This window comes from Dietzia sp. UBA5065, assembly GCA_002415925.1.
In the GTDB taxonomy this organism is placed as follows: domain Bacteria; phylum Actinomycetota; class Actinomycetes; order Mycobacteriales; family Mycobacteriaceae; genus Dietzia.
The window spans coordinates 7,116-31,303 of sequence record DIAZ01000072.1 but is presented as its reverse complement, the minus strand read 5'-3'; the positions used below and the strand labels follow the sequence as shown (position 1 = coordinate 31,303).

General features: G+C 72.0%; 24 protein-coding genes. 10 read left to right on the top strand and 14 right to left on the bottom strand.

Annotation, left to right across the window (positions count from 1 at the left end):
* Window positions 1-72 precede the first annotated feature (72 nt).
* Window positions 73-1,083: a class II fructose-bisphosphatase gene (gene glpX / locus B4M60_RS05445; RefSeq protein ID WP_291081036.1), complete on the top strand. Its 1,011-nt coding sequence runs from the start codon at window positions 73-75 to the stop codon at window positions 1,081-1,083.
* Between the two features lie 63 nt (window positions 1,084-1,146).
* A complete protein-coding gene (locus B4M60_RS05440) occupies window positions 1,147-2,550 on the top strand; it encodes a class II fumarate hydratase (protein ID WP_291081034.1) in 1,404 nt (467 codons plus the stop codon).
* A 12-nt stretch (window positions 2,551-2,562) separates the two neighbouring features.
* On the opposite strand, the gene B4M60_RS05435 is transcribed toward B4M60_RS05440, so the two are convergent.
* The 5 genes from B4M60_RS05435 to B4M60_RS05415 form a co-directional block, all read right to left on the bottom strand.
* Window positions 2,563-3,078, bottom strand: coding sequence for an LGFP repeat-containing protein (locus tag B4M60_RS05435; protein ID WP_291081032.1), 516 nt, complete (start codon window positions 3,076-3,078; stop codon window positions 2,563-2,565).
* An 86-nt stretch (window positions 3,079-3,164) separates the two neighbouring features.
* On the bottom strand, window positions 3,165-4,520 hold the full coding sequence (locus tag B4M60_RS05430; protein WP_291081030.1) for a PhoH family protein: 1,356 nt from the start codon (window positions 4,518-4,520) through the stop codon (window positions 3,165-3,167).
* Between the two features lie 226 nt (window positions 4,521-4,746).
* Window positions 4,747-5,985, bottom strand: a complete 1,239-nt coding sequence (locus tag B4M60_RS05425) for an acetyl-CoA C-acetyltransferase (protein WP_291081071.1) — start codon at window positions 5,983-5,985, stop codon at window positions 4,747-4,749.
* A gap of 67 nt (window positions 5,986-6,052) precedes the next feature.
* Entirely contained in the window at window positions 6,053-6,505 is a 453-nt protein-coding gene (locus B4M60_RS05420; RefSeq protein WP_291081028.1) for a MaoC family dehydratase, read from the bottom strand.
* Entirely contained in the window at window positions 6,502-7,656 is a 1,155-nt protein-coding gene (locus B4M60_RS05415; RefSeq protein ID WP_291081026.1) for an acyl-CoA dehydrogenase family protein, read from the bottom strand. Before B4M60_RS05415 ends, B4M60_RS05420 begins: the two co-directional genes overlap by 4 nt.
* Before the next feature lie 65 nt (window positions 7,657-7,721).
* Here B4M60_RS05415 and B4M60_RS05410 point away from each other — a divergent pair, with 65 nt between their 5' ends.
* A complete protein-coding gene (locus B4M60_RS05410) occupies window positions 7,722-8,750 on the top strand; it encodes a MaoC family dehydratase (RefSeq protein ID WP_291081024.1) in 1,029 nt (342 codons plus the stop codon).
* Window positions 8,747-9,514, top strand: coding sequence for a FadR/GntR family transcriptional regulator (locus B4M60_RS05405; RefSeq protein ID WP_291081022.1), 768 nt, complete (start codon window positions 8,747-8,749; stop codon window positions 9,512-9,514). Before B4M60_RS05410 ends, B4M60_RS05405 begins: the two co-directional genes overlap by 4 nt.
* A gap of 16 nt (window positions 9,515-9,530) precedes the next feature.
* Here B4M60_RS05405 and fabG read toward each other — a convergent pair whose 3' ends face one another.
* Genes fabG through B4M60_RS05390 form a run of 3 tightly spaced genes read right to left on the bottom strand, consistent with a single transcriptional unit; the run spans window position 9,531 to window position 12,672 of the window.
* The gene (fabG, locus tag B4M60_RS05400; protein ID WP_291081020.1) at window positions 9,531-10,271 is read right to left on the bottom strand and encodes a 3-oxoacyl-ACP reductase FabG; all 741 of its coding nucleotides are present in this window, start codon (window positions 10,269-10,271) and stop codon (window positions 9,531-9,533) included.
* Window positions 10,271-11,467, bottom strand: a complete 1,197-nt coding sequence (locus tag B4M60_RS05395) for a CaiB/BaiF CoA transferase family protein (RefSeq protein ID WP_291081018.1) — start codon at window positions 11,465-11,467, stop codon at window positions 10,271-10,273. The genes fabG and B4M60_RS05395 overlap by 1 nt, the downstream gene beginning before the upstream one ends.
* An 11-nt stretch (window positions 11,468-11,478) precedes the next feature.
* Window positions 11,479-12,672, bottom strand: a complete 1,194-nt coding sequence (locus B4M60_RS05390) for an acyl-CoA dehydrogenase family protein (RefSeq protein WP_291081016.1) — start codon at window positions 12,670-12,672, stop codon at window positions 11,479-11,481.
* 102 nt (window positions 12,673-12,774) lie between these two features.
* Between B4M60_RS05390 and B4M60_RS05385 the strand changes: the two genes are divergently transcribed.
* The 3 genes from B4M60_RS05385 to B4M60_RS05375 are packed head-to-tail and all read left to right on the top strand — an operon-like array spanning window position 12,775 to window position 16,236.
* Window positions 12,775-13,914, top strand: a complete 1,140-nt coding sequence (locus B4M60_RS05385) for a CoA transferase (RefSeq protein ID WP_291081014.1) — start codon at window positions 12,775-12,777, stop codon at window positions 13,912-13,914.
* Window positions 13,915-13,930: 16 nt separating this feature from the next.
* Window positions 13,931-15,118 (top strand): acyl-CoA dehydrogenase family protein, encoded by a 1,188-nt coding sequence (locus B4M60_RS05380; RefSeq protein WP_291081012.1) that lies wholly within the window; start codon window positions 13,931-13,933, stop codon window positions 15,116-15,118.
* Window positions 15,119-15,132: 14 nt separating this feature from the next.
* Window positions 15,133-16,236 carry a zinc-binding dehydrogenase gene (locus B4M60_RS05375; protein ID WP_291081010.1) on the top strand — a complete coding sequence of 368 codons (1,104 nt, stop codon included), beginning with the start codon at window positions 15,133-15,135 and terminating at the stop codon, window positions 16,234-16,236.
* A gap of 93 nt (window positions 16,237-16,329) precedes the next feature.
* Here the strand turns inward: B4M60_RS05375 and B4M60_RS05370 are convergent, their stop codons facing one another.
* The 4 genes from B4M60_RS05370 to B4M60_RS05355 form a co-directional block, all read right to left on the bottom strand.
* A complete protein-coding gene (locus tag B4M60_RS05370; RefSeq protein WP_291081008.1) occupies window positions 16,330-17,469 on the bottom strand; it encodes a thiolase family protein in 1,140 nt (379 codons plus the stop codon).
* Window positions 17,470-17,538: 69 nt separating this feature from the next.
* Window positions 17,539-18,744, bottom strand: a complete 1,206-nt coding sequence (locus B4M60_RS05365) for an acyl-CoA dehydrogenase family protein (protein ID WP_291081006.1) — start codon at window positions 18,742-18,744, stop codon at window positions 17,539-17,541.
* A 24-nt stretch (window positions 18,745-18,768) separates the two neighbouring features.
* Window positions 18,769-19,593 carry an SDR family NAD(P)-dependent oxidoreductase gene (locus tag B4M60_RS05360; protein WP_291081004.1) on the bottom strand — a complete coding sequence of 275 codons (825 nt, stop codon included), beginning with the start codon at window positions 19,591-19,593 and terminating at the stop codon, window positions 18,769-18,771.
* Entirely contained in the window at window positions 19,590-20,663 is a 1,074-nt protein-coding gene (locus tag B4M60_RS05355; protein ID WP_291081002.1) for a phosphotransferase family protein, read from the bottom strand. The genes B4M60_RS05360 and B4M60_RS05355 overlap by 4 nt, the downstream gene beginning before the upstream one ends.
* 132 nt (window positions 20,664-20,795) lie before the next feature.
* Here B4M60_RS05355 and B4M60_RS05350 point away from each other — a divergent pair, with 132 nt between their 5' ends.
* Window positions 20,796-21,401 (top strand): TetR/AcrR family transcriptional regulator, encoded by a 606-nt coding sequence (locus B4M60_RS05350; protein ID WP_291081000.1) that lies wholly within the window; start codon window positions 20,796-20,798, stop codon window positions 21,399-21,401.
* Between the two features lie 30 nt (window positions 21,402-21,431).
* Here B4M60_RS05350 and B4M60_RS05345 read toward each other — a convergent pair whose 3' ends face one another.
* Window positions 21,432-22,148, bottom strand: a complete 717-nt coding sequence (locus B4M60_RS05345) for a LysR family transcriptional regulator substrate-binding protein (RefSeq protein WP_291080998.1) — start codon at window positions 22,146-22,148, stop codon at window positions 21,432-21,434.
* A gap of 119 nt (window positions 22,149-22,267) precedes the next feature.
* Here B4M60_RS05345 and B4M60_RS05340 point away from each other — a divergent pair, with 119 nt between their 5' ends.
* Entirely contained in the window at window positions 22,268-22,735 is a 468-nt protein-coding gene (locus tag B4M60_RS05340; RefSeq protein ID WP_291080996.1) for a MaoC family dehydratase, read from the top strand.
* Between the two features lie 77 nt (window positions 22,736-22,812).
* Entirely contained in the window at window positions 22,813-23,562 is a 750-nt protein-coding gene (locus B4M60_RS05335; RefSeq protein ID WP_291080994.1) for an SDR family NAD(P)-dependent oxidoreductase, read from the top strand.
* A 15-nt stretch (window positions 23,563-23,577) separates the two neighbouring features.
* Here the strand turns inward: B4M60_RS05335 and B4M60_RS05330 are convergent.
* Window positions 23,578-24,188 (bottom strand): MBL fold metallo-hydrolase (locus tag B4M60_RS05330; protein ID WP_291080991.1); only part of this gene is annotated, 611 nt, incomplete at its 5' end.

The following is a 24,188-nucleotide window of genomic DNA, read 5'->3' as shown; positions in this document are numbered from 1 at the left end:
CCATTACATCCCCCACCGTGCCGCGCGTGATCACGTCGACGCCGCGGAGCTACCCGAGGAGCCCTACGCCCCATGTCAGACGCCAAGCGCCCCGACCGAAACCTCGCCATGGAACTGGTCCGCGTGACCGAGGCCGCCGCCCTCGCCGCCGGACGCTGGGTGGGCCGGGGTGACAAGAACGGCGGCGACGGTGCCGCCGTGGACGCCATGCGCGAACTCATCGGCACCGTGGACATGGACGGGGTCGTGGTGATCGGCGAGGGCGAGAAGGACGAGGCGCCCATGCTGTACAACGGCGAGAAGGTCGGGACCGGCGACGGGCCGGCCGTGGACGTGGCCGTGGACCCGATCGACGGCACGCGCCTCATGGCGGAGGGCCGCCCCAACTCCATCGCCGTCATCGCGGTGGCCGAGCGCGGATCCATGTTCGACCCGTCCGCGGTGTTCTACATGCGCAAGATCGCGGTCGGGCCCGAGGCGGTCGGCCACATCGACCTGTCCCGGTCCACCGAGTGGAACGTCCGGTCCGTCGCCAAGGCCAAGAACATGGACGTCGGCGACCTGACGGTCTGCGTGCTCGACCGTCCCCGCCACGCGGAGCTGATCGCCGAGATCCGTGCCGCGGGCGCCAAGGTCCGGCTGATCATGGACGGCGACGTGGCCGGCGGCGTCGCCGCGGCGTCCGACGAGAGCTCGGTGGACATGCTCATGGGCGTCGGCGGCACCCCCGAGGGGATCATCACCGCCTGCGCCATGAAGTGCATGGGCGGCGAGATCCAGGGCCAGCTGTGGCCGCAGGACGAGGCGGAGCGCCAGAAGGCCGTCGACGCCGGGCTCGACGTGGACGCGATCCTCGGCACGGACGACCTGGTCAAGGGGGACAACTGCTTCTTCGCCGCGACGGGCATCACCAACGGCGACATGGTCCGCGGCGTGAGCTACCGCGCCAACGGCGCCATCACGCGCTCGCTCGTGATGCGCTCGAAGTCCGGCACCGTCCGCCACGTCGAGGCGCGCCACCGCATGGAGAAGCTCCGCGAGTTCTCGGCGGTCGACTACGGCCAGGGCTCCCAGGACGGCTGATCCCCCCGGGCCCGCCGCGCCGCCGCCCTGCAGCGCGCGGCGGGCCCGCCTACTCTGGCCGTCATGGCCGACCAGAGTGAATTCCGCATCGAGCACGACACCATGGGCGAGGTCCGGGTGCCCGCCGACGCGCTGTGGCGGGCGCAGACACAGCGCGCCGTGGAGAACTTCCCGGTCTCGGGCCGCGGCCTCGAGCGGGCGCAGATCCGCGCACTCGGCCTCCTCAAGGCCGCCTGCGCCACGGTCAACGGTCGGCTCGGGCTGCTCGACCCCGAGAGGGTCGACGCGATCGTCGCGGCCGCCGGCAGGATCGCCGAGGGCCACCTCGACGAGCACTTCCCCGTCGACGTCTTCCAGACCGGCTCCGGGACCAGCTCCAACATGAACACCAACGAGGTCATCGCCTCGGTGTGCGCGGCCGGGGGCGTCACCGTCCACCCGAACGACCACGTGAACATGTCGCAGTCCTCCAACGACACCTTCCCCACGGCCACCCACGTCGCGGCGACCGAGGTCGTGGTCTCCGACCTCGTGCCCGCCCTGCGCGTCCTGGCCGAGTCGTTCGAGTCGAAGGCCGCCGACTGGCGGGACGTGGTCAAATCCGGACGGACCCACCTCATGGACGCCGTCCCCGTGACCCTGGGCCAGGAGTTCGGAGGATACGCCCGCCAGCTCAGGGCCGGGATCGAGCGCGTGCGCGCCACCCTCCCCCGCGTGGGCGAACTCCCGATCGGCGGCACCGCCGCCGGCACCGGCCTCAACGCGCCGGACGGTTTCGGGTCCGCGGTGGTGGAGGAGCTCCGGTCGCTCACCGGGCTCGACGAGTTGAGCCTGGCCGTGGACCCGTTCGAGGCGCAGTCCGCCCGGGACGGTCTCGTGGAGCTCTCCGGGGCGCTGCGGACGATCGCCGTCTCGCTCACCAAGATCGCCAACGACATCCGGTGGATGGGCTCGGGTCCCATGACCGGCCTGTCCGAGATCCACCTCCCGGACCTGCAGCCCGGGTCGTCGATCATGCCCGGCAAGGTCAATCCGGTGCTCTGCGAGACCGTCGCGCAGGTCGCGGCGCAGGTCGTGGGCAACGACGCCGCGGTCGCCTGGGCCGGCGCGTCCGGCGCCTTCGAGCTCAACACCGCCATCCCCGTGATGGCGCGCAACGTCCTGGAGTCGGTGCGGATCCTCTCCACGTCCATGACGCTGTTCGCCGAACGCTGCATCGACGGGATCGAGCCCGACGCCGATCGGATGCGTCGGCTCGCCGAGTCCTCCCCGTCGATCGTCACGCCGCTCAACTCGGCGATCGGCTACGAGGAGGCCGCCCGGGTGGCCAAGCACGCGCTGGCCGAGGGGATCACGATCCGCGAGGCCGTGATCGCCCTGGGGTTCGTCCCCGACCCGCTGAGCCGGGACGAGCTGGACCGCCGCCTCGACGTCCTGGGGATGACGGGCCTCGACAGGCGCCGGTGACGCGGTGCCGGCCTACCCGGCCTGCTCGATCACCCGGATGGCCTGGTTCTCCAGGCGGATCTGACCGCGCTGGAAATCGGTGAAGACCGCCTCGCCGTCGACCGCCTCGTCGCTGACCGGCCAGCCGAGCGTGCCGCCGGGCCCGCCGTTGTCGTAGTAGGTGGTGAGGATCTGGCCGCGGACGATGTGCGCCCCGGTCTCCGGCGACCAGAAGACGGTCCCCGAGGCGTAGTTCTGCCTCTTCCCGCCGTCCAGGTCCTCGGCCGGGGCGACCGGGGCCTGGAGGGCGAGCGGACCGCCCTTGGCCTCCTCGTACTTGCGGAAGATGGCCATGTTGGTGGCGAACTCGTCCTCACCGATCTTCACGACGATCGGATTGTTCGCGTCCGCCTGCTCGGCCTGCGCCGACGCCTGCTCGCCACCGGACTCCTGCACGCCCCCGGGGGTCTGTTCACCGCACGCGGTCAGCGTCAGGGCGACCGCGGCGACGAGCGGGAGTGCACGAGCCAGGCTGGAGCGACGGGACATGGAATACCTCCGGGGTGAGAAGACGGTCTGGGCGCTGCGCCCGTTGGGAATCATCCCACGACCGGCCTCCTCCCGTGTGCGAGGCCTCATGCAGCGCGGATCCGGCGCAGCTCGCCGGGGAGGCTGTCGGGGTGGAACTCCTCCAGCATCGTGGTGACGAGCTCGGCGATCGCCGAGCGCTCCGAGCGGTTGAGCGTGACGTGCGCGAACAGCGGATGCCCCTTGAGCTTCTCCACCACGGCCTGGATCCCGTCGTGGCGGCCGACGCGCAGGTTGTCGCGCTGGGCCACGTCGTGGGTGAGCACCACCCTGGACCCGGTGCCCAGCCGCGAGAGGACGGTGAGAAGGACGTTGCGCTCGAGCGACTGGGCCTCGTCGACGATCACGAACGAGTCGTGCAGGCTCCGGCCGCGGATGTGGGTCAGGGGCAGCACCTCGAGGATGTCCCGGTCCATGACCTCGTCGATGACGTTCTCGCTGACCAGTCCCTCGAGGGTGTCGAACACGGCCTGGGCCCACGGGGACATCTTCTCCGACTCGCTGCCCGGCAGGTAGCCGAGCTCCTGCCCGCCCACGGCGTACAGCGGACGGAACACCACGATCTTGCGGTGCCGGCGACGCTCCAGCACCGACTCCAGTCCCGCGCACAGGGCCAGGGCCGACTTGCCGGTGCCGGCCCGCCCGCCGAGCGAGACGATGCCGATCGACTCGTCGAGCAGGCAGTCGATCGCGATCCGCTGCTCGGCGGAGCGGCCCCGAAGCCCGAACACCTCGACGTCGCCGCGGACCACCCTGAGTCCGCCGCCGTCGGTGACGCGGGCCAGGGCCGAGGACGACGCGGTCTGGACCCGGACCCCGCAGTGCACCGGGGTCTGCTCGTCCAGGCCGGCGGCGCGGGCCGTGAGCGGCGAGGCCCCGCCGTCGGAGAACAGGGTGTCCACCAGCTCCTGCGTGGCGGGGAGGTCGGTGACCCCGCTGTAGCCGGTGAGCACGACGTCCTGGGCGTGGTACTCGTCCGCGGGCAGGCCCACCGAACCGGCCTTGACCCGGAGCGGCACGTCCTTGGACACGAGGACGGTGTCGAGGCCCTCCGCGCGGAGGTTGAGCGCGCACGCGAGGATCCGGGAGTCCTCGCCGGTGTTGCGGAACCCGGAGGGCAGGATCGCCTGATCGGTGTGGTTGAGCTCCACCCTCAGGGTGCCGCCCTGGTCGGTGACGGGCAGGTCCCCGTCGAGCCGACCGTGCCGCAGGCGGAGGTCCTCGAGCAGCCGCAGGGACTCCCGGGCGAAGTAGCCGAGCTCGGGATGGTGCCGCTTGGCCTCCAGCTCCCCGATCACCGCGATGGGCAGCACCACGTGGTGCTCGGCGAAGCGGGTGACGGCCCACGGGTCAGAGAGCAGAACCGAGGTGTCGAGGACGTAGGTGCGTACGGTGTCGGTCACGGCGGACTCCTGGCCCGCGGCACCCGCGGGCGAGCTGGGGGTGGACCGGTCGGCTCAGGTCACCGGGTGGTGACGGGGCCGGGTGCCGGCCCCCTGTGAGATCGCGTGTGACGATCATCCGCTGAGACCTCCCGACGGCCGGCTTCCCCACCGACCGTTGCCCGCGACGCTACGCCCGAATCACACCGGTGTAGTTAAGTCCACGTGAATTCTGCGGGCTGCCGGCTCACAGCTTCTCGAAGGCCGCGGCAAGCCCTTGCCCGCCGCCGAGGCACATCGTCTCGAGCGCGTAGCGCCCGTCGCGCCGCGCGAGTTCGCGGGACATCGTGGTGAGGATGCGGGCCCCCGTGGCGCCCACGGGGTGGCCGAGCGAGATGCCCGAACCGTGGACGTTGAGCCGCTCGCGGTCGGCGCGCGTGAACCCGTGGCCGGCCTCCCATTCGCGCAGGCACGCGAGCACCTGGGCGGCGAACGCCTCGTTGAGTTCGATGAGGTCGAAGTCCGCCAGCCGCAGGTCAAGGTCGGCGAGCAGGCGGTCGGTCGCGGAGACGGGGCCGATGCCCATGCGCGCGGGGTGGACGCCGGTCACCGCCCAGCCGAGCGGGCGGACGTAGGCGCGCAGTCCCAGCTCGGCGGCGCGGGCCCGGGTGGAGACGATGCACACCGACGCGCCGTCGTTCTCGCCGGAGGCGTTGCCGGCGGTCACGGTCGCCGCGGGGTCGACGCGGGACCGGACGGGGCGCAGCGCGGCGAGGGACGAGGCCGTGACGCCTCGGCGCGGGTGTTCGTCGGTGGCGACGACGACGTCGTCGTCGCCCCTTCTCCCCGGGACCCGCACGGGCACGATCTCGTCGTCGAACACTCCTGCGTCCTGGGCCGCGATCGCGCGGCGTTGACTCTCCGCCGCCAGCTCGTCCTGTTCGGCCCGGGAGATCGAGTACTCGGCCCGGAGGTTCTCCGCGGTCTCGAGCATCCCGCCCTCGACCGGGTAGTCGCGCCCCCCGGAGGTCACGCGGCCGCGGGCGATGCGGTCGGTGAACTCGAGGCGGTCGCCCCGGACCCCGTCGCGCAGGCCGAGGGCGTACATCTCGCTTCCGGACATGGACTCGACACCGCCGGCGATCACCACCTCGCTGACGCCCACCGCGACCTGCATCGCGGCGTTGAGCACGGCCTGCAGCCCGGATCCGCACCGGCGGTCGAGCTGGGCACCCGGGGTGGAGATGTCCAGGCCGGCGTCGAGCGCGGCCACCCGGCCGATCGCCGGGGCCTCACCGTTGGGATAGCACTGGCCCAGTATCACGTCGTCGATCTGCGTCGGCTCCACCCCGGTGCACTCGACGAGTCCACGGATCGCGGCGGCGGCCAGGTCGGCGGCCTGCAGCGGGGCCAGCGCGCCGCCCCGCCGACCCACAGGGGTGCGGACGGGCTCACAGATCACGACGTCGGTCAGCGCGGCCGCCATCCGGGAGCCGGGCCGGGTCCCCTGCGCCGGCGGCGTCACCCGGCCTCCCTTCGCCGCGGCCGCCCGCTCACGGGACCATCAGGCGGACGGTCTCGGCCACGAGCGCAGGCCGGTCGCCGCCCTCGATCTCGACCGTCACGAGGCTGTTCAGCTGCACCCCGGAGGATCTGCGCTCGAGCGAGGTGAACTCGACCCCGGCCCGGATCCGGGAGCCGACCTTCACGGCCGCGGGGAAACGCAGCTTCTCCAGCCCGTAGTTGATCATCATCGCGAAGCCGCGGATGTCCATCAGCTCCGCGGTGAGCGCCGGCAGCAGCGAGAGCGTGAGGTAGCCGTGCGCGATGGTGGCGCCGTACGGCCCCTCGGCGGCCCGGGCAGGGTCGACGTGGATCCACTGGTGGTCGCCGGTGGCGTCGGCAAACGCGTCGACCCGATCCTGGGTGATCTCCAGCCAGTCGCTGTAACCGATGTGCGTGCCGACCGCGGCCTCGACCCGGTCGAGTCCCTCGAACACGGTCATTGAAGTCCTCCTCGTGCCACGAGTTGCGCGGCGATCACGTTGCGTTGGATCTCGTTGGTGCCCTCGCCGACGATCATCAGCGGGGCGTCGCGGAAGTAGCGTTCCACGTCGAACTCGGTGGAGTAGCCGTACCCGCCGTGGATGCGGACCGCGTCGAGCGCGATCTCCATCCCCACCTCGGAGGCGAACAGCTTGGCCATCCCGGCCTCCATGTCGCAGCGCTGACCGGCGTCGTACTTCTCGGCGGCGAACAGGGTGAGCTGGCGGGCGGCGGTGAGCTTGGTCGCCATGTTCGCCAGGTGGTGGCCGATGGCCTGGTGCTTCCAGATGGGCTGGCCGAACGACTCCCTGGACTGCGCGTAGGCCAGCGAGTCCTCGAGCGCAGCCGCCGCCACGCCGAGGGCCCGGCTCGCGACCTGGATCCGGCCGGTCTCCAGACCCTTCATCATCTGCCCGAAGCCCCTCCCCGGCTCCCCGCCGAGGATCCGGGCGGCCGGGGTCCGGTACCCGTCGAACGACAGCTCGCAGGTCTCTACGCCCTTATAGCCGAGCTTGGGCAGGTCGCGGGAGACGGTCAGGCCGGGGCCGTGCTCGACCAGGACGATCGAGATCCCCCGGTGCCTCGGCTCGGCCGCGGGATCGGTCTTGCACATCAGTGCGATGAGCCCGGCGCGACGCGCGTTGGTGATGAACGTCTTGGCGCCGGAGATCACCAGCTCGTCCCCCTCGCGGACGGCCGTCGTGGTCATGGCCTGCAGGTCCGAGCCGCCGCCGGGTTCGGTCAGCGCCATGGTCGCCCGCATCTCGCCGGTGGCGAGCCGGGGCAAGTAGGCGCGCTTCTGCTCCTCGGTACCGAACTCCGCCAGCAGCGTGGCCACGACCGTGTGGCCGCCCATGGCGCCGGCGAGGGTCATCCAGCCGCGGGCCAGTTCCTCGGTGATGCGCACGTAGCAGGGCATCGACACCGGGGTCCCGCCGTACTCCTCGGGCACGGCCAGCCCGTAGATCCCGATCTGCTTCATCTGGTCGATCCAGCGGCCCGGATACTCGTCGGCGTGCTCGACCTCGAGGACCGACGGCTTGACCTCGCGATCGATGAACGCCCGGACGGTGGCGACCAGATAGGCCTCTTCCTCGTTCAACTCCGGCACGCCCGCCCCGCTCTGCTCGTCTGGCTTCTCTCCGCTTCGACCCAATGTACGACATAATCATTCGCATGGTTATGGCCAATGCGGGCGGATCAGAACGGGAGCCCATCCAGTTCGGCGGACCCGGCTTCGACGACCTCGCGAAGGGACAGGTCTTCCACAGCCCGTCGCTGACGCTGACCGACGGACTGGCCGCCGCGCACCAGGCGATCCTGGGCGACCGGCTGCGACTGCCGCTCGACCGCACGCTGGCGGAGTCCGTCACCGGCGGGCCGATCGCGCACCCCGGACTGGTGACCGACGTCGCGATCGGCCAGTCCACCGTCGTCACGCAACGCGTCAAGGCCAACCTCTTCTACCGGGGCCTGCACTTCCACCACTTCCCCCGCATCGGCGACACCCTCTCCACCCGCACCGAGGTCGTGGGCCTCGCCCCGAACCGGGACAGGGTGGGCCGCCCGCCCACCGGCCTGGCGGCGCTGCGCATGACCACCACGGACCAGGCCGGGCGCACGGTGCTGGACTTCCACCGCTGCGCGATGCTTCCCCGTCGACCGGGCAGTAGCGCCGGAGCCGGGCCCCGGGCCGGGTCCGACGACCTGTCCGCCATCGGCACCCACAGCCCCGCCCCGTGGTCCACGCCGCCCGGCTGGAACCTCGGCGCCTACCCCTCCCTCGTCCCCGGCACCACCGGCGAGGCCCCTGCCGCCGGGACGGTGCTGCGCTCGAGCGCCGACGTGGTGTCGAGCGCCCCGGAACTGGCCCGCCTCACCCTCAACCTCGCGGCGGTGCACCACGATCACCGCGCCGCCGGTGGCCGCAGGCTGGTCTACGGCGGTCACACCATCGGGCTGGCCCTCTCCCAGGCCACGCGGATGCTCCCGTCGATCCTCACCGTCCTCGGCTGGCAGTCGTGCGACCACACCGGGCCGGTCCACGAGGGCGACACGCTCTCGAGCGACGTCAGCGTCGGGGCCGCCACCCCGCTGGCGGGCGGCGGTACCGCCCTGGATCTGCGCTCGGTGGTGCGGGCCCACCGCCCGGACGGGGACGCCGACGTCCTGGACTGGGCGTACACCGTCCTGATGCCGTCGTGACCGCGGTCCCGGGGACGCCCCGAGGCACCGGTGGCGTCAAGCGCCCGCAGAAGACGGCGCTGCTGGTGGCCAAGCAGATCGTCGAGGACATCGCCCGCCGCGGCAACACCGTGGGCGATCGGCTGCCGCCCGAGCACCTGATGCTCGAGGAGTACGGCGTCGGCCGCGGCACCCTCCGCGAATCGCTGCGCTACCTCGAGCTGCAGGGGGCGCTGACGCTCAAGCCCGGTCCCGGCGGCGGCCCGATCGTCCAGCAGCCCGACGCCGGCACGCTCGCCGCCTCGCTGAGCCTGCTCCTGCAGTTCGAGAACGCGCCGTTCTCCACGATCATGGAGGCGCGCGCGGTCATGGAGCCGCCCCTCGCGCGGCTCGCGGCGCAGCGGATGAGCCCGGAGGCGCTGGAGAGACTGCGCGCCAACGTCGGGTCACTGCGCGCCGACAGCCGCGACACCGCGGCCTTCACCGCCGGCTCGGAGCACTTCCACGCCCTCATCGCCTGGGGCTCCGGCAACGCGCTGTTCGGCTACCTCTTCGACGCGATGGTCGGCATCCTCGCCGGCGCCACCATGGGGGTCGAATACCCCAAGCGCCAGCGCGACCACACGTGCGCGATCCACGAGGAGATCTACACCGCGATCGCCGACGCCGACGCGGACGCCGCCTCCTCCCTCATGGCCCGGCACATCACCGAGCACACGACCTACCTCGAGAAACGCTTCCGCACCGCGCTGGAGCAGCCGATCCGCTGGGACCTCGGGGGCTGAGGTCGCCGACCCGCCGTCAGATGTGCCGACCGCCGGTGATCTCGAGGACCGTCCCCGTCATGTAGCTGGACATGTCGCTGGCCAGGAACAGCACGACCTGCGCCACCTCGGACGGCTCGGCGGCGCGCCCCATGGGGATCTCGGCCAGCTTCTCCTCCCACACGTGCGCGGGCATCGCCAGCGTCATGGCCGTGCGGACCAGGCCCGGCTGCACCGCGTTGACGCGCACCCCGGCGAAGGCGATCTCCTTGGCCGCCGCCTTGGTCAGCCCCACGATCCCGGCCTTGGCGGCGGAGTAGTTCGTCTGCCCCACCAGCCCGACCTTGCCGGAGATCGACGAGAGGTTGACGATCGCACCGCCGCCGTGGTCACGCATCCGGCTCGCCGCCGCACGGGTGCCGTTCCACGTGCCCTTGAGGTGGATGGCGATGATGTCGTCGAACTGCTCTTCGGTCATCTTGCGCATGGTGGCGTCACGGGTCACTCCGGCGTTGTTGACCAACACCCCGAGCGGGCCGAACGCCTCCTCGGCCACGTCGATCATCGCCTCGACCTGCGCCGCGTCGCGCACGTCGCAGTGCGCGTAGCGGGCCTTGTCGCTGCCGCCCAGTTCGACGATCGCGGCGGCGCCGGCGTCGTCGTCGACATCCCCCACCACCACGCGCGCACCGGCTTCGATGAACGCGCGTGCGATCTCCAGGCCGATCCCGCGCGCACCACCGGTGACGACAGCGGTCTTCCCCTCGAGCAGTCCCATCATCCGTCTCCTTCTGGTGTGTCGTCCAGGGCGAGGCCGAGCTCGGCCAGGATCGCCTCGGTGTGTTGGCCCAGCGCGGGCACGGCGCCCATCGCAAGCTCTACGTCTGTAAACGTCATGGGTGGCAGCAGTCCCCGTACCCGCCCGCCGGGGGTGTCCACCTCGCGCCAGCGGTCGCGGGCGGCCAGCTGCGGATGCTCGATCAACCCGGCCACATCGTTGAGCCGGGCCGCCGGCACCCCGAACTCCTCCAGCCGCCCGGCCAGCTCGTCGGAACCGTACCCCCTGGTCAGCGCGCCGATCAGCGAGTCCACCTCCGCCCGCCGCGCCACGCGCGCGATGTTGGTGCTGTACCGCTCGTCGTGGACCAGGTCGGGGCGACCCAGGACATCGCGCACCAGCGCGGCCCATCCACGATCGTTCTGGACGCCGATCAGCACCCGCCCGTCGCGCGTGGGGAACGCGTCGTACGGGCAGATCGAGGCGTGCGAGAGCCCCATGCGCCCGACCTGCCGACCCGCGTACATCCGGATGTACATGGGGTGGCCCATCCATTCGGCGGTGGCCTCGAGCATCGACACCTCGATCGTCGCGCCGCGCCCGGTCCGCTCCCGCCGCAGCAGCGCCGCCTGGACCGCCGACAGCGTGTACATGCCCGTGGCGATGTCGGAGACGGGCACCCCGGTCTTGGTGGCCTGCTCGGGCGTGCCGGTGATCGAGCACAGCCCGGATTCGGCCTGGACCAGCATGTCGTAGGCCTTGCGGTGGGTGTAGGGCCCGGCGTCGCCGTACCCGGAGATGGTGACGACGACGAGCTCGTCCCGTCGCTCGCGGAGTGCCGCCGCCCCCAGCCCGAGCCGGTCCATCGCGCCGGGGGCCAGGTTGCTGATCACCACATCGGCCCGGTCGATCAGCGCGAGAGCGGCGCCGCGGCCGCGGTCCGAGGCCAGGTCGAGTTCGATCGACTCCTTGCCGCGGTTGAGCCACACGAAGTGGGACCCCTGGCCGTGGACCGTGTCGTCGTAGGCGCGGGCGAAGTCCCCCTCCCCTGGCCGTTCGATCTTGATGACACGGGCGCCGAGGTCCGCCAGGTGGCGGGTGGCCAGGGGCGCGGCCACCGCCTGTTCCACGGCCACCACGGTGATGCCCGCCAGCGGAAGCTGGTCCTCGGGCCCCGGCGACTCGGGCCCTGTCACCTCAGCCCCTGTCACCGCGATCCCGCGCCCCGGCCGACCGCGCCGCGGACGAGTCCGCCGCCCACGATCAGCTTCTGGATCTCGCTCGTGCCCTCGTACAGGCGCAGCAGCCGGACGTCGCGGTAGATCCGCTCGACGGGGACCCCGCGCATGTAGCCGGTGCCGCCGTGGATCTGGACCGCGAGGTCGGCCGCCCTGCCCACCATCTCGGTGCAGTAGAGCTTGGCCGCCGACGGGGCGATCCTCCGGTCGCTGCCGGACACGTACGCCTCGGCGGCCTCGCGGACCAACGCGCGGCCGGCCATCACGCCGGTCTGGATCTCGGCGAGCATGGCCTGGACCAGCTGGAAGTCCCCGATCCGGGTACCGCCCTGCGTGGTGGTCACGGCGTGGGCCAGCGACTCGTCGAGCGCCCGCTGCGCCGTCCCCACCGACACCGCGGCGATGTGGATGCGGCCGCGTGCGAGCGAGGTCATGGCGGCCCGGTAGCCGGCGTCCTCGTCCCCGCCGACCAACGCCGACCCCGGCACCCGGACACCCCGGAAGGCCACCTCGGCGGTCCACGCCCCCTCCTGCCCCATCGTCGAATCCTTGGGCCCCACCGTGACCCCGGGGGTGTCGGCCGGAACGAGGAAGACCGCGATCCCGGTCCCGTCGGCGTCGGCGGGGCGCGTGCGCGCGAAGACCACGAACAGCCCGGCCAGGGGGGCGTTGGTGATGAAGCGCTTGACGCCGTCGATCACCCAGTCGTCACCGTCGCGGACCGCACCGGTCTTCAGTCCCGCGGGGTTGGAGCCGGCGCCGTCCTCGGTGAGCGCGAACGAGGCGATCACCTCACCGGAGGCGATCCGGGACAGCCACCGCTCCCTCTGCTCGTCGGTGCCGAAGCCCACGAGTACCTGGCCGGCGATGCCGTTGTTGGTTCCGAAGAGCGAGCGCATGGCCAGCGTCGTGTAGCCGAACTCCATCGCCAACTCGACGTCCTGCCGCAGGTCGAGCCCGAGCCCGCCCCAGCGCTGCGGGATGGCGTAGCCGAACATCCCCATCCCGGCCAGCCCGGCGCGGATCTCCTCCGGGACCGCGTCGGCGTCCGCGATCTCCTGTTCGCGCGGCACCACGGCCGTGCGGATGTACTCGCGGGTGGCCGCGAGAATGTCCGCGAAGTCGGCCGCCTCGACCTCCGACGCCGTGGCCCGATCCCCCATCGCACACCCTCCGACCGTGCCCCTGTTCGGGACGGCGCGCCCCGATTCGCCTGTATGCTAGCAACTATTATCATCGTTTGCGGCGACCGCCGGAGGTTTCCGATGCCCGACACCAGGCCGCTCGACGGCATCCGCGTGGTGGAGCTCTCCAGCTTCGTCGCCTCTCCCCTGTGCGGGCTCACGCTCGCGCAACTGGGCGCCGAGGTGATCCGCGTCGACCCGATCGGTGGCGCGGCCGACGTGAACCGCTGGCCGCTCGCCCCCGACGGCACGTCCATCTACTGGACCGGCCTCAACCGCGGCAAGGCCTCGGTCACGCTCGACCTGCGCTCGGAGTCGGGCCGGCAGTCACTGCGCGAGCTGGTCACCGCACCCGGTGAGGGCGGGGGCATCCTCGTCACCAACTCCGGCGGCCGCGACTGGATGAGCCACGGGACACTGTCGGCGATCCGCCCCGACGTGATCACCCTCGAGCTGCTCGGCCGCCGGGACGGCCGGCCGGGGGTCGACTACACGGTCAACGCCGCCCTGGGCTTCCCGGCGATCACCGGCCCCGGCGGCGGGCAGGTGGTAAATCACGCGCTGCCCGCCTGGGACGTCGCGGCCGGGCTCCACGCGGCGCTGGCCGTGGTGGCCGCCGTGCGCGAGCGCGAGCGGACGGGCCGGGGCCGACGCCTCATCTTGCCGCTCGACGACGTGGCGCTGGCCACGGCCGGGACGCTCGGCTACCTCACCGAACCCCAGCTCGACGGCTCCTCCCGCCCGGCAGTGGGCAATCACGTCTACGGCACCTTCGGCACCGACTTCACCACCTCCGACGGCGGCCGGTTCATGATCGTCGCCCTGACCACCCGGCACTTCCGGGACCTGGCCCGCCTCACCGGCACCCGCGAGGCCGTCGACGCGCTGGAGGCCGCCACCGGCGCCGACTTCACGGCCGAATCAGACCGCTACTCCTACCGCGAGGTCCTGGCCGCCCTGTTCGCCCGCTGGTTCTCCGCGCACACGACCGAGGAGGCGGCCCTGGCGCTCGCCGATTCCGTGGTGCTCCACGAGCGGTACCGGACCTTCGCCGAGGTCGTCGCCGAGGGCGAACTCGACGCCAATCCCTTGTTCGGCACGCTCGACCAGCCCGGAATCGGCCCCTATCTCGCGGCCGCCCATCCGGCCACCTTCGACGGCACCCACCTCTCGGCCGGCCCCGCGCCCCGCCTCGGCGCCGACACCGACCGCCTCACCTGAGGGAGAGACACCTTCCATGACGCACGAGCCCACCGCCCGGCCCGACACGCCCGTCTACCTCACCGAGGAGCGGCTGGCCATCCGCGACCTGGCCCGCGAGTTCACCGCCAGGGAGGTCCTGCCGATCGCCAACGTGCTGGACCCCGAGCGCGGCGACATCCCCGACGAGCTCCGCCGGAAAATGGCGGAGATGGGCTTCTTCGGGATCATGATCGACGAGGATCACGGCGGGCTCGGCCTGGGCGTCTTCGAGTACTGCCTGGTGGCCGAGGAGCTCGCGCGCGGCTGGCTGTCCGTCTCGGGGCTGCTGGCCCGCGGCAACGGCATGGGCGGCGGGTTCACCGCCGAGCAGGAGTCCCGGCTCCTGCCGAGGGTCGCGCGCGGCGAGTGGCTGGGCGCCTACGCGCTGTCGGAGGCGGAGGCGGGCTCGGACGTCGCCAACATCTCCTGCCGTGCGGTCCGCGAGGGCGACGAGTGGGTCGTCAACGGCACCAAGATGTGGTGCACCTACGCCGACCAGGCCGACTACCTGGTGCTGTTCGCCCGCACAGACCCGAACCGCGATCCGGCCAAGCCACACCGCGGCATCTCCACCTTCCTCGTCGAGAAGGAGCGCGGGTCGTTCCCCGCCGGGATCACCGGCACCCCGGTGCGCAAGATCGGCTACTTCGGCTGGCAGACCTGGGAGCTGTCCTTCGACGACTTCCGGATCCCGGCCTCGGCGCTGCTCGGCGAGGAGGGCAAGGGCTTCTACATGGCGGTCTCCGGGCTCGAGGTGGGCCGCGCCCACACCGCCGCCCGCGCTATCGGCCTCGCGCGCGCCGCGCTCGAGGACTCGATCGCGTACGTCGCCACGCGCGAACAGTTCGGCCGCCCCATCGGCGAGTTCCAGTATCTGCGCTTCGAGATCGCCAAGATGGCCGCCGACATCGAGGCCGCCCGCCAACTCATGTACTCGGTGGCCACCGCGATCGACTCGGGCCGCCGGTGTTCCACCGAGGCCGCGATGTGCAAGCTCGTGGCCACCGAGATGGCCGAGCGCGTCACCTCCCAGGGAATCCAGATCCACGGCGGCGCCGGCTACACCACCGACTTCCAGGTCGAGCGGCACTGGCGCGACGCCCGCCTCACCCGGATCTTCGAGGGCACCAGCGAGATCCAGATGCGGATCATCTCGGACGACCTCCTGGGCCGCAGCGGCTGAGTAGGGTCGCGTCCATGAAGGCTGCAGTCTGCGTAGAAGTCGGGTCCCCGCTGGTGATCGAGGACATCCCCGTCCCCGAACCGCGCGCGGGAGAGGTGCTCGTGCACAACCACGCGTGCGGGGTCTGCCACACGGACCTGCACGTGCTCAAGGGCGAGGTCGGCTTCCCGTTGCCCGGCGTCCTGGGGCACGAGATCTCCGGGATCGTCGCCGAGGTCGGCGCGGGCGTGGCCAACGTCAAGCCCGGCGACCGGGTGGTGGGATCGTTCATCATGCCGTGCGGATCCTGCGAAAACTGCGCCCGCGGCATGGAGGACCTGTGCTCGACGTTCTTCGAGTTCAACCGGCTGCGGGGCACGCTGTACGACGGCGAGTCCCGCCTGCGCCGCGCCAACGGTGAGACGCTGTCCATGTACTCGATGGGCGGCATGGCCGAGTACAGCGTCACCCCGGCCACGGCCGTGTTCCCGCTCCCCGACCAGCTGGACCTGACCGATTCGGCGATCCTCGGCTGTTCGCTGTTCACCGCCTACGGCGCGGTGCGCAACGTGGGCGACGTCCGCGCCGGCGAGTCCGTCGCGGTGGTGGCCGTGGGCGGCGTGGGGCAGAACATCGTGCAACTCGCGGCGGTCAGTGGTGCGGAGCCGGTGATCGCGATCGATGTCGACGACGACAAGTTGGACCTCGCCCGCCGGATGGGTGCCACGCACACGGTGAACAGCTCGCGCGTCGACGCGGCCGAGGCGATCGCGGAGATCACGGGCGGCCGCGGGGTCGACGTCGCCTTCGAGGCCCTCGGGTCCGCCGCGACGACCAACCTGGCCGTGGACATCACCCGGGAGGGCGGCCGCGCCGTCGTCGTCGGGATCCCTCCCGCCGGCACCACCCTCGACGTGGACCTGGCCCGCATCGTCCGGCGCAAGATCCAGATCAAGGGCTCCTACGGGGCGCGCGCCCGGCGCGACGTGCCCGACCTCATCCGGCTGCTCGCCGCCGGCAGGCTCGACCTGGGCGAGGTGATCTCGCGGCGCGTCAGCCTCGACGAGGCCCCCGAGACCTACCAGGCGCTCGACCGCGGCGAGATCCTCGGCCGGGCGGTGGTCCTCACCGGCGGCTAGCGTCCGCCGGAACGCGTCGATCCCCGCCCCCGGATCGGGGAGCGGGGATCGACACGGTTCCGATCAAACCGGTTCCGATCAGAGCAGTTCCGATCAGAGCAGTTCGATGATGGTGGCGTTGGCCTGGCCGCCGCCCTCGCACATCGTCTGCAGGCCGTACTTGATTCCGTTCGCCTTCATGTGATGGATCATGTCGGTCATGATCCGGGCGCCGGAGCCGCCGAGCGGATGCCCGAGGGCGATCGCGCCGCCGTTCGGGTTGAGCCTGGCCGGGTCGGCGCCGGTCTCCGCGAGCCACGCCATGGGCACGGACGCGAAGGCCTCGTTGACCTCGAACACGCCGATGTCGTCGATCGTCAGCCCGGACTTCTCGAGCGCCTTGGCCGTGGCCGGGATCGGCGCGGTGAGCATGATGACGGGGTCGTCGCCGGCGAGCGTGGCGGTGTGCACGCGGGCGATCGGGGTGCAGCCGTACCTGGCGGCCGCCTCCTCGCTCATCACGAGGAGCGCCGCGGAGCCGTCCGAGATCTGGGAGGCGTTGCCGGCGCTGACCACGCCGTCGGCCTTGAACGGGGTCTTGAGGCCCGCGAGCGCCTCGACCGTCGAGCCGCGACGGATGCCCTGATCCGCGTCGAACATGCCGTCCGGGGTGGTGATCGGGACGATGTGTCCGGCGTTGACGCCGGCGTCCTGCGCGGCGGCGGCCTTCTCGTGCGAGGCCACCGCGAACTCGTCGAGCTGGGTGCGGGTCAGGCCCCAGCGCTCGGCGATCATCTCGGCGCCGATGCCCTGGTTGGGCATGATGCCATCGTAACGGCCCAGAAAATCGTCGCCGTAGGGGTTCTTGCCCATAGCCGAGCTACCCATCGGATTGCGGCTCATGGTCTCCACACCACCGGCGATCACCACGTCATGATGACCTGCCTCGACCACGGCCACCGCGAAGCTCAACGCCTGCTGCGAGGATCCGCACTGCCGGTCGATGGTCACGCCGGTGACGGTCTCCGGCCAGCCAGCGGACAGCACCGCGGTCCGGGCGAGGTCGCCGGTCTGCTCGCCGGCCTGCGTGACGCAGCCCCAGATCACGTCCTCGACGACGGCCGGGTCGATCCCCGCGCGCTCGACGAGCGCGTTGAGCACCTTGCCCGACAAGTCGGCCGGATGGACCCCGGCCAGCCCGCCGTTGCGCTTGCCGACCGCGCTGCGCACGGCCTCCACGATTACTGCACCCATGTGGTGTTCTCCCTTGTCTCGGTGGTCATGTCTCAGTCGTCCCAGCCACTTTAGTGGGACATCCTAGTATCAGCCGATGAACGGCGGTGTCCGCCTGAGCTCGCCGCGCGCGATGGTGCGGCGGTGCACGGCGTCCGGGCCGTCGACGATCCGCAGGGCCCGCGCCCAGGCGTAGAAGTACGCGAGCGGGGTGTCGCCGGAGACGCCGGCGCCGCCGTAGATCTCGATGGCCCGGTCGATCACGGCGCAGGCGACCTGCGGGGCGATCACCTTGATGGCGGAGATCTCGAAGCGGGCCTCCTTGGCGCCGACGGTGTCGATCATCCACGCGCAGTGCTGCACCTGCAGGCGCGCCTGGTCGATCTCGATCCGCGAGTTGGCGATGTGCTCCTGGACGACGCCCTGGCTGGCCAGGGACCCGCCGAAGGCGTGGCGGGACTTGGCGCGGTCCACCATGAGCGCCAGGGCCCGCTCGGCCATGCCGATGGCGCGCATGGCGTGGTGGATGCGGCCCGGCCCGAGGCGGGCCTGGGCGATGGCGAACCCGGCGCCCTCCTCCCCGAGCAGGTTCGACACCGGCACGCGAACGTCGGAGAACACGATCTCGCAGTGCCCGTGCTGGTCCTGGTAGCCGAACAGCGGGAGGTTGCGCTCGATGGTCAGGCCCGGGGTGTCGCGCGGGACCAGCACCATGGACTGCTGCCGGTGGGTCTCGGCGGACTCGTCGGTCTTGCCCATGACGATGAGGATCTCGCAGCGGGTGTCGGCGATGCCGGTGATCCACCACTTGCGGCCGTTGATCACGTACTCGTCGCCCTCGCGCCGGATCACGGTCTGGATGTTGGTGGCGTCGGAGGAGGCCACGTCCGGCTCGGTCATGGCGTACGCCGAGCGGATCCTGCCCTCCTTGAGCGGCTCGAGGTACTTCGCCTTCTGCTCGTCGGTGCCGAACAGGTGGAAGGTCTCCATGTTGCCCGTGTCGGGGGCCTGCGAGTTGATGGCCTCCGGGGCGATGACGGGCGACCACCCGGTGATCTCCGAGACCGCGGCGAACTCGAGGTTGGAGATGCCGGACCACTCGGGCAGGAAGAGATTCCACAGACCGCGGCGGCGGGCCTCGGCCTTGAGGTCCTCCATGACGGGCGGGTAGGCGTTGTCGCCGTGCTCGCGCAGGTACTCCGCCCACACCGGCTCGGCGGGGAGGACGTGCTCACGCATGAACTCCCACATGTTCTCCTGCAGCTCGAGGCTGCGCTGACTGTGAGCGAAATCCATTGTGTTGTCTCCTGTCAGAGATCTCTAGTGGAGGGTCATCCCGCCGTCCACCACGAGCGTCGTGCCCGTGATGAACGACGAGGCGTCGGAGGCGAGGAACAGCAGGGCGGCGTCGAGCTCGGGCTGCAGGCCGAGCCGGCCGAAGATCGTGCGGCCGGTGATGTCCGCGAGCATCGCCTCCGGGATCTCGTCGGTCATCTCGGAGGCGAAGTAGCCGGGCGCAAGCGAGTTCACACGGATCCCGCGCCGTCCGCCCCACTGCGAGGCCAGGTCGCGGGTGAGCCCCATGACCGCGGCCTTGGTAGCCGAATAGGCGGCCTGCGGCGCGAACCCCGCGGTCAGGCCCAGGACGCTGGCGACGTTGACGATGCTCGAGCCGGGCCCCATGACGGCCGCGCACTCCTTGGCCGCCCAGAAGGCGCCGTTGAGGTTGACGTCCACGACCGAGCGGAACTGCTCGGGGGTCTCCTTGAGCGCGGGCACCGCGGTGCCGATGCCGGCGTTGTTGACCAGCACATCGATCCGGCCGTGGGCCTCCATCGCCGCGCGGGTCATCGCGGCGCAGGCCTCGGGGTCGGCGACGTCGCACGCCACGGTCGAGGCCCGCCCCCCGGCCGCGCAGAGCTCGTCGGCCAGCGCCTCGAGCCGCTCGCGGCGGCGCGCGGCCAGGACGACGGTGGCGCCGGCCGAGGACAGCGCGCGGGCGAACCCGGCGCCGAGCCCGGACGAGGCCCCGGTGATCACCGCGACGCGGCCGTCCATCCGGAAGCGGTCCAGCACGGGGAGCTCGGACTGCGGCCCGGTCCGCGGGTCGACCGGCGTCGGCGGGCCCGGGGTGGCGTCGGTCATCGCTGGGTCCCCTGCGCGGAATCGAGGATCGCGTGGCCGTGGTCGACCAGGTCGCGGATCTGCGGGCCGATGTCGCCGAAGTCCTGGCCCGCCATGTCGCCGGCCTCCGAGCGGGTGGCCACGCCCTGGGCGATCGCCGCGAACTTGAAGACAGCAAAGGCCAGGTACCACGGCATGTGGGACGGGTCGGTGCCGGTCGCCGCGCAGTAGCGGTCGAGCAGCCGCTGCGGGCCCGGCCAGCCCGGTTCGGTGGTGATGCTGGGGATGAGCGGAACCTCCGGGCCGTCCGGGTCGCCCCAGTACAGGACAGTCTGCGCGAGGTCGGCGACCGGGTCGCCGAGGGTGGACAACTCCCAGTCGAGGATCGCGAGGATCCTGCCCGGGTCACCCGGGTCCACGACGTAGTTGTCCAGGCGGTAGTCACCGTGGATGATCCGCGACGACGGCGAGGTGGGCATGCTCCGGCCGAGACGCGCCGCCAGGTCGGGCAGGCGGTCCGCGCGGACGGTGTCGGAGGCCTTCTCGGACTGTCCCAGCCACCGGCGCAGCTGACGCTCGAGGTAGCCCTCCGGGCGACCGAGGTCCCCCAGGCCGACCGCGTCCTGATCCACCGCGTGGAGTGCGACCATCGCGTCGATCTGGGCGTCCGCCATGGCCGCCTTGTCGCGGTCGGACTCGGCGAAGCCCGGCGGCAACTCGTCGCGGATGATGTGCCCGACCACCTTCTCCATCACGTAGTACGGCACGCCCAGGTCCTCGCCGGTGGTCTCGTTGAGCACCACCCGCGCGACCGGGACGCCGGTGCCGGCCAGGCCGAGCTGTATCCGCGCCTCGCGGCCCATGTCGTGCGCGCTGGGCAGCAGCTCTCCGGTCGGCGGGCGCCGGAGGATGAGCTCCCCGACGTCCGAGCGGAGGGTGAAGGTGAGGTTGGATTTGCCGCCCGCGATGAGCTCGGCGTCGAAATCCGCCCAGGCGTCGTCCCCCGTGGCCTCGGCGATCTTCGGGCCCACCACGTCGGGGCGGAGCAGCTCGTCCAGCGGGAGGTCGGGCCTGTCGTCCTGCGCTGACATCTGCTTCTCCTCGTGGCGGGCTCACCGAGCCGAGCGATCGTTCGGTCTGTACCCTGGAGTGTGGCCCAGGACACCAGTCGGGGTCAAGCCCGGCGCCCCGGACGACGCGCCACTACCCGAGGGGTGAGGTGCATGACGCCGACGGACTGGCGGGACCCCGGGCCGGACCCGCTGCCTCCGGCGCTGCGGGCGGCCCTCGAGGTGTTTGCCCGTCACGGGTACCACGGGGCGTCCATCCGGACGATCGCCGACGCCGCCGGCCTCTCGGTTCCGGGCCTGTACCACCACTTCCCGTCCAAGCAGGCGCTCCTGCGCGCGGTGGCGGAGTCCACGATGACCGAGATGCTCGAGCTCACCGCCGCGGCCGCCGAGGACGCCGGGGACGACCCCGCCGCCCGGTTCGACAACATCGTGGAGTGCCTGTCCCGATTCCACATGGCCCGGCGGGACCACGCCTTTGTCGCCTCCACCGAGATGCGGAGCATGGAACCCGAGGCCCGCGCGCGGCACGTCGCTCAGCGGGACGCCCAGCAGAAGATGATCGAGGACGCCATCCGGGCCGGAGTGGAGTCGGGGGCGTTCGAGTGCGCACACCCGTCGGATGCCGCCCGGGCGGTGGCCTCCCTGTGCGTGTCGATCGCGTCCTGGTACCGGACGGACGGCCCGCTCTCCCCCGACCAGATCGTTCGGCGGCACCTGGACTTCGCGCGCGGCATGGTGGGTGCCGGGCGGGGTTGAGTGACCCTCGCGGCCGGGCCCGCCCGCCGCTCAGCGGCGTCGGCTGCCCCGGCCCCCCGACGCCGTACCCCGCTCACGGGCGCGCGCGGCCTTGGCCGCCGTCTTCTGCCTGGCGTTGAGCTTCTCCCTCGCAGGCTCCGCCCCGCCGCGCGTGGTGGCGGCGGTGCGCCCGCGGACGATGCCCACGAACTCGTCGATCAGCTCGTCCCCCTCGCGCCGGGGCGACCACGCCACGCCCATCCGGGTGGCCGGCACGCCCTCGAGCGCTCGGACGACCACGTCGCGCCGGCTCAGCGACCGCGCGTACGGCAGCGGCAGCACCAGGAGCCCGGCCCCGGCGGCCACCAGGTCCACCGCGGCCGACACCTCGTCCGGGCTCGCGGCGATCGCGTCCACCGGGTCGAGCCACCGCTCGCCCGCGAGATCCGCCACGGCCAGCGTCTCGAACGCGACCAGCTCGTGGTCCTTGCCCGCCAGCACCGCCATCGTCTCGGTGTACAGCGGCACCCGGAGCAGCCCGGGCGGGGCCGCGCGCGGGGCATCGTCCGGCTCACGGAGGAAGATCACGTCGACGCCGTCGTCGCCGGCAGCCTCGGCCAGCGCCGACCGGGGGTCCCCCATCCGCCGCGCCGCGATCGGCACGTCGGGGTGGCGCTCGCGCCACCGGGTGAGCCATTTGTCGGGCTGCACGCCGGGGACGTAGCCGATGGCCAGGCGGCGGGGCCCCGGGCCGCTCTCATCAGTCACCCCACTAACCTAGCGCGCACCCGACTGAACCCGATTCGGGATTCGCCGCCGGGCGGCGGCCCGGACCGCTACCGTGCGAGTCGCCGGGACGACCGGCCCCACCGTTCACAGGAGGACCCATGACCCACGTGTTCCACGGCGTCGACGAGTTCCGCGCGGCCGCCGGCCTCGACCTCGGGGCGGGCGAGTGGTTCACCGTCACCCAGGACCGCATCGACGGCTTTGCCGACGTCACCGAGGACTGGCAGTGGATCCACGTCGATCCGGAGCGGGCGGCCGCGTCCGACATGGGCACGACGGTGGCCCACGGCTACCTCACCCTGTCGCTCGTCCCGCGCCTGAGCTCCGCGCTGTTCACCTTCGAGGGCGTCGGCCGCGCGATCAACTACGGGCTCGACAAGGTGCGATTCCCCTCGTTCGTGCGCCCGGGCGACCGGATCCGTGCGCGCGGGCGGGTCGCGTGGACCCGCGACGCCTCGGCCGGCGGGGTCCTCGGGTGCGTCCACTACTCCATCGAGGTGGAGGGCAGAGACACGCCCGCCTGCGTGGTCGAGGCGCTCATGGTCGCGTTCCCGCCGGAGGCGTGAGGGAGCGCTGCTGAATCCACTTCAGTTCAGCTATTGTGGGCGAGTACCTCACGTCACCGCGGGAAAGGGCTGGACACATGAAGCGTTTTGAGGACCGGGTCGTACTCGTCACCGGCGCCACGGGCGGAATCGGCACGGAGATCTGCGGCAGGCTCGCCTCGGAGGGCGCCGTCGTCGTCGTCGCCGACCTGCCCGGCACCCCCCTGGACCGGGTCGCCTCCTCCCTCCCGCCCCGCCCCCACCTGACGGTGGAGCTCGACGTGGCCGCGGAGGACCAGTGGGCCGCCGCGGTCGAGCGCGTCATGGACGCCCACGGCCGGCTCGACGCGCTGATCAACAACGCGGGGATCGGCAGCCTCAGGTCGCTGGAGGACGAGACCCCGGAGCACTGGCAACGCGTGATCGACGTCGACCAGACCGGGGTGTGGCTGGGCATGAAGCACGCCGGCGCCGCGATCGAGCGCACCGGCGGCGGCGCGATCGTCAACGTGTCCTCGATCCTCGGCACCGTCGGCGGCTTCGGGAACAGCTTCGCCTACCACGCGGCCAAGGGCGCGGTGCGGACCATGACCAAGAACGCGGCGATCCACTGGGCCACCAGGGGCGTCCGCGTGAACTCGCTGCACCCGGGATTCATCGAGACGCCCCAGCTGCTCGAGCGCTACGAGGGCAGCGAGCGACACCGCGGCATGCTCGCGGGAACCCCGATGGGCAGGCTCGGCACCCCGGCGGAGATCGCCGGCTGCGTGGCGTTCCTCGCCAGCGACGACGCCGGGTTCATGACGGGCAGCGAGGTCTACGCGGACGGCGGCTGGACGGTCCGCTGAGCCGCCGCCGGGGGGTCAGGCGGTGACGTACCTCGCCACGCCCTCCGGCGACACCTCGTCCACGGCGAGGGAACCCCTCGCCACCAGGACGTCGAGGTGCGCCATGGTCTCGCACGTCGCGATCATCCGGTTGAACCCGTCGAGGGAGGCGAACGACCGCTCTCGCCGGGTCCAGGGCAGCCCTTCGGCCACCTCCAGGCCGGTGGCACCCTGCCGCGCGGCCACCCGCGCCCGCGTGGCCGCCAGTCGCTCGTCGTGGTGGGCCAGGAGCTCGCGGGTCCGGCCGTGCACGCTGCCCCCGACCGCGCCGTGCGCGGGGAGCATCTCGGAATCGGGGCGCCCCAGCATCGCCTCCAGCGAGGAGAGGTAGTCCCCGAGCGGGTTGTCCCACCCACCCAGCTCGAAGCCGATGGACGGCGAGATCCGCGGCAGGACGTGATCCCCCGTGAAGGTGACGCCCAGCCGGTCGTCGGAGAAGACCAGGTGACCCTTGGTGTGGCCCGCGGTGCGCAGCGCCTCCATGCGCCTGCCGGCCACGGAGACCTCACCCTCGGCGGTCCACTCGTCGGGCATCTCCCAGTCCGGCTCCTCCCACGGTTCGGTCAGCGCGTCGAGGCGGGCGGCCT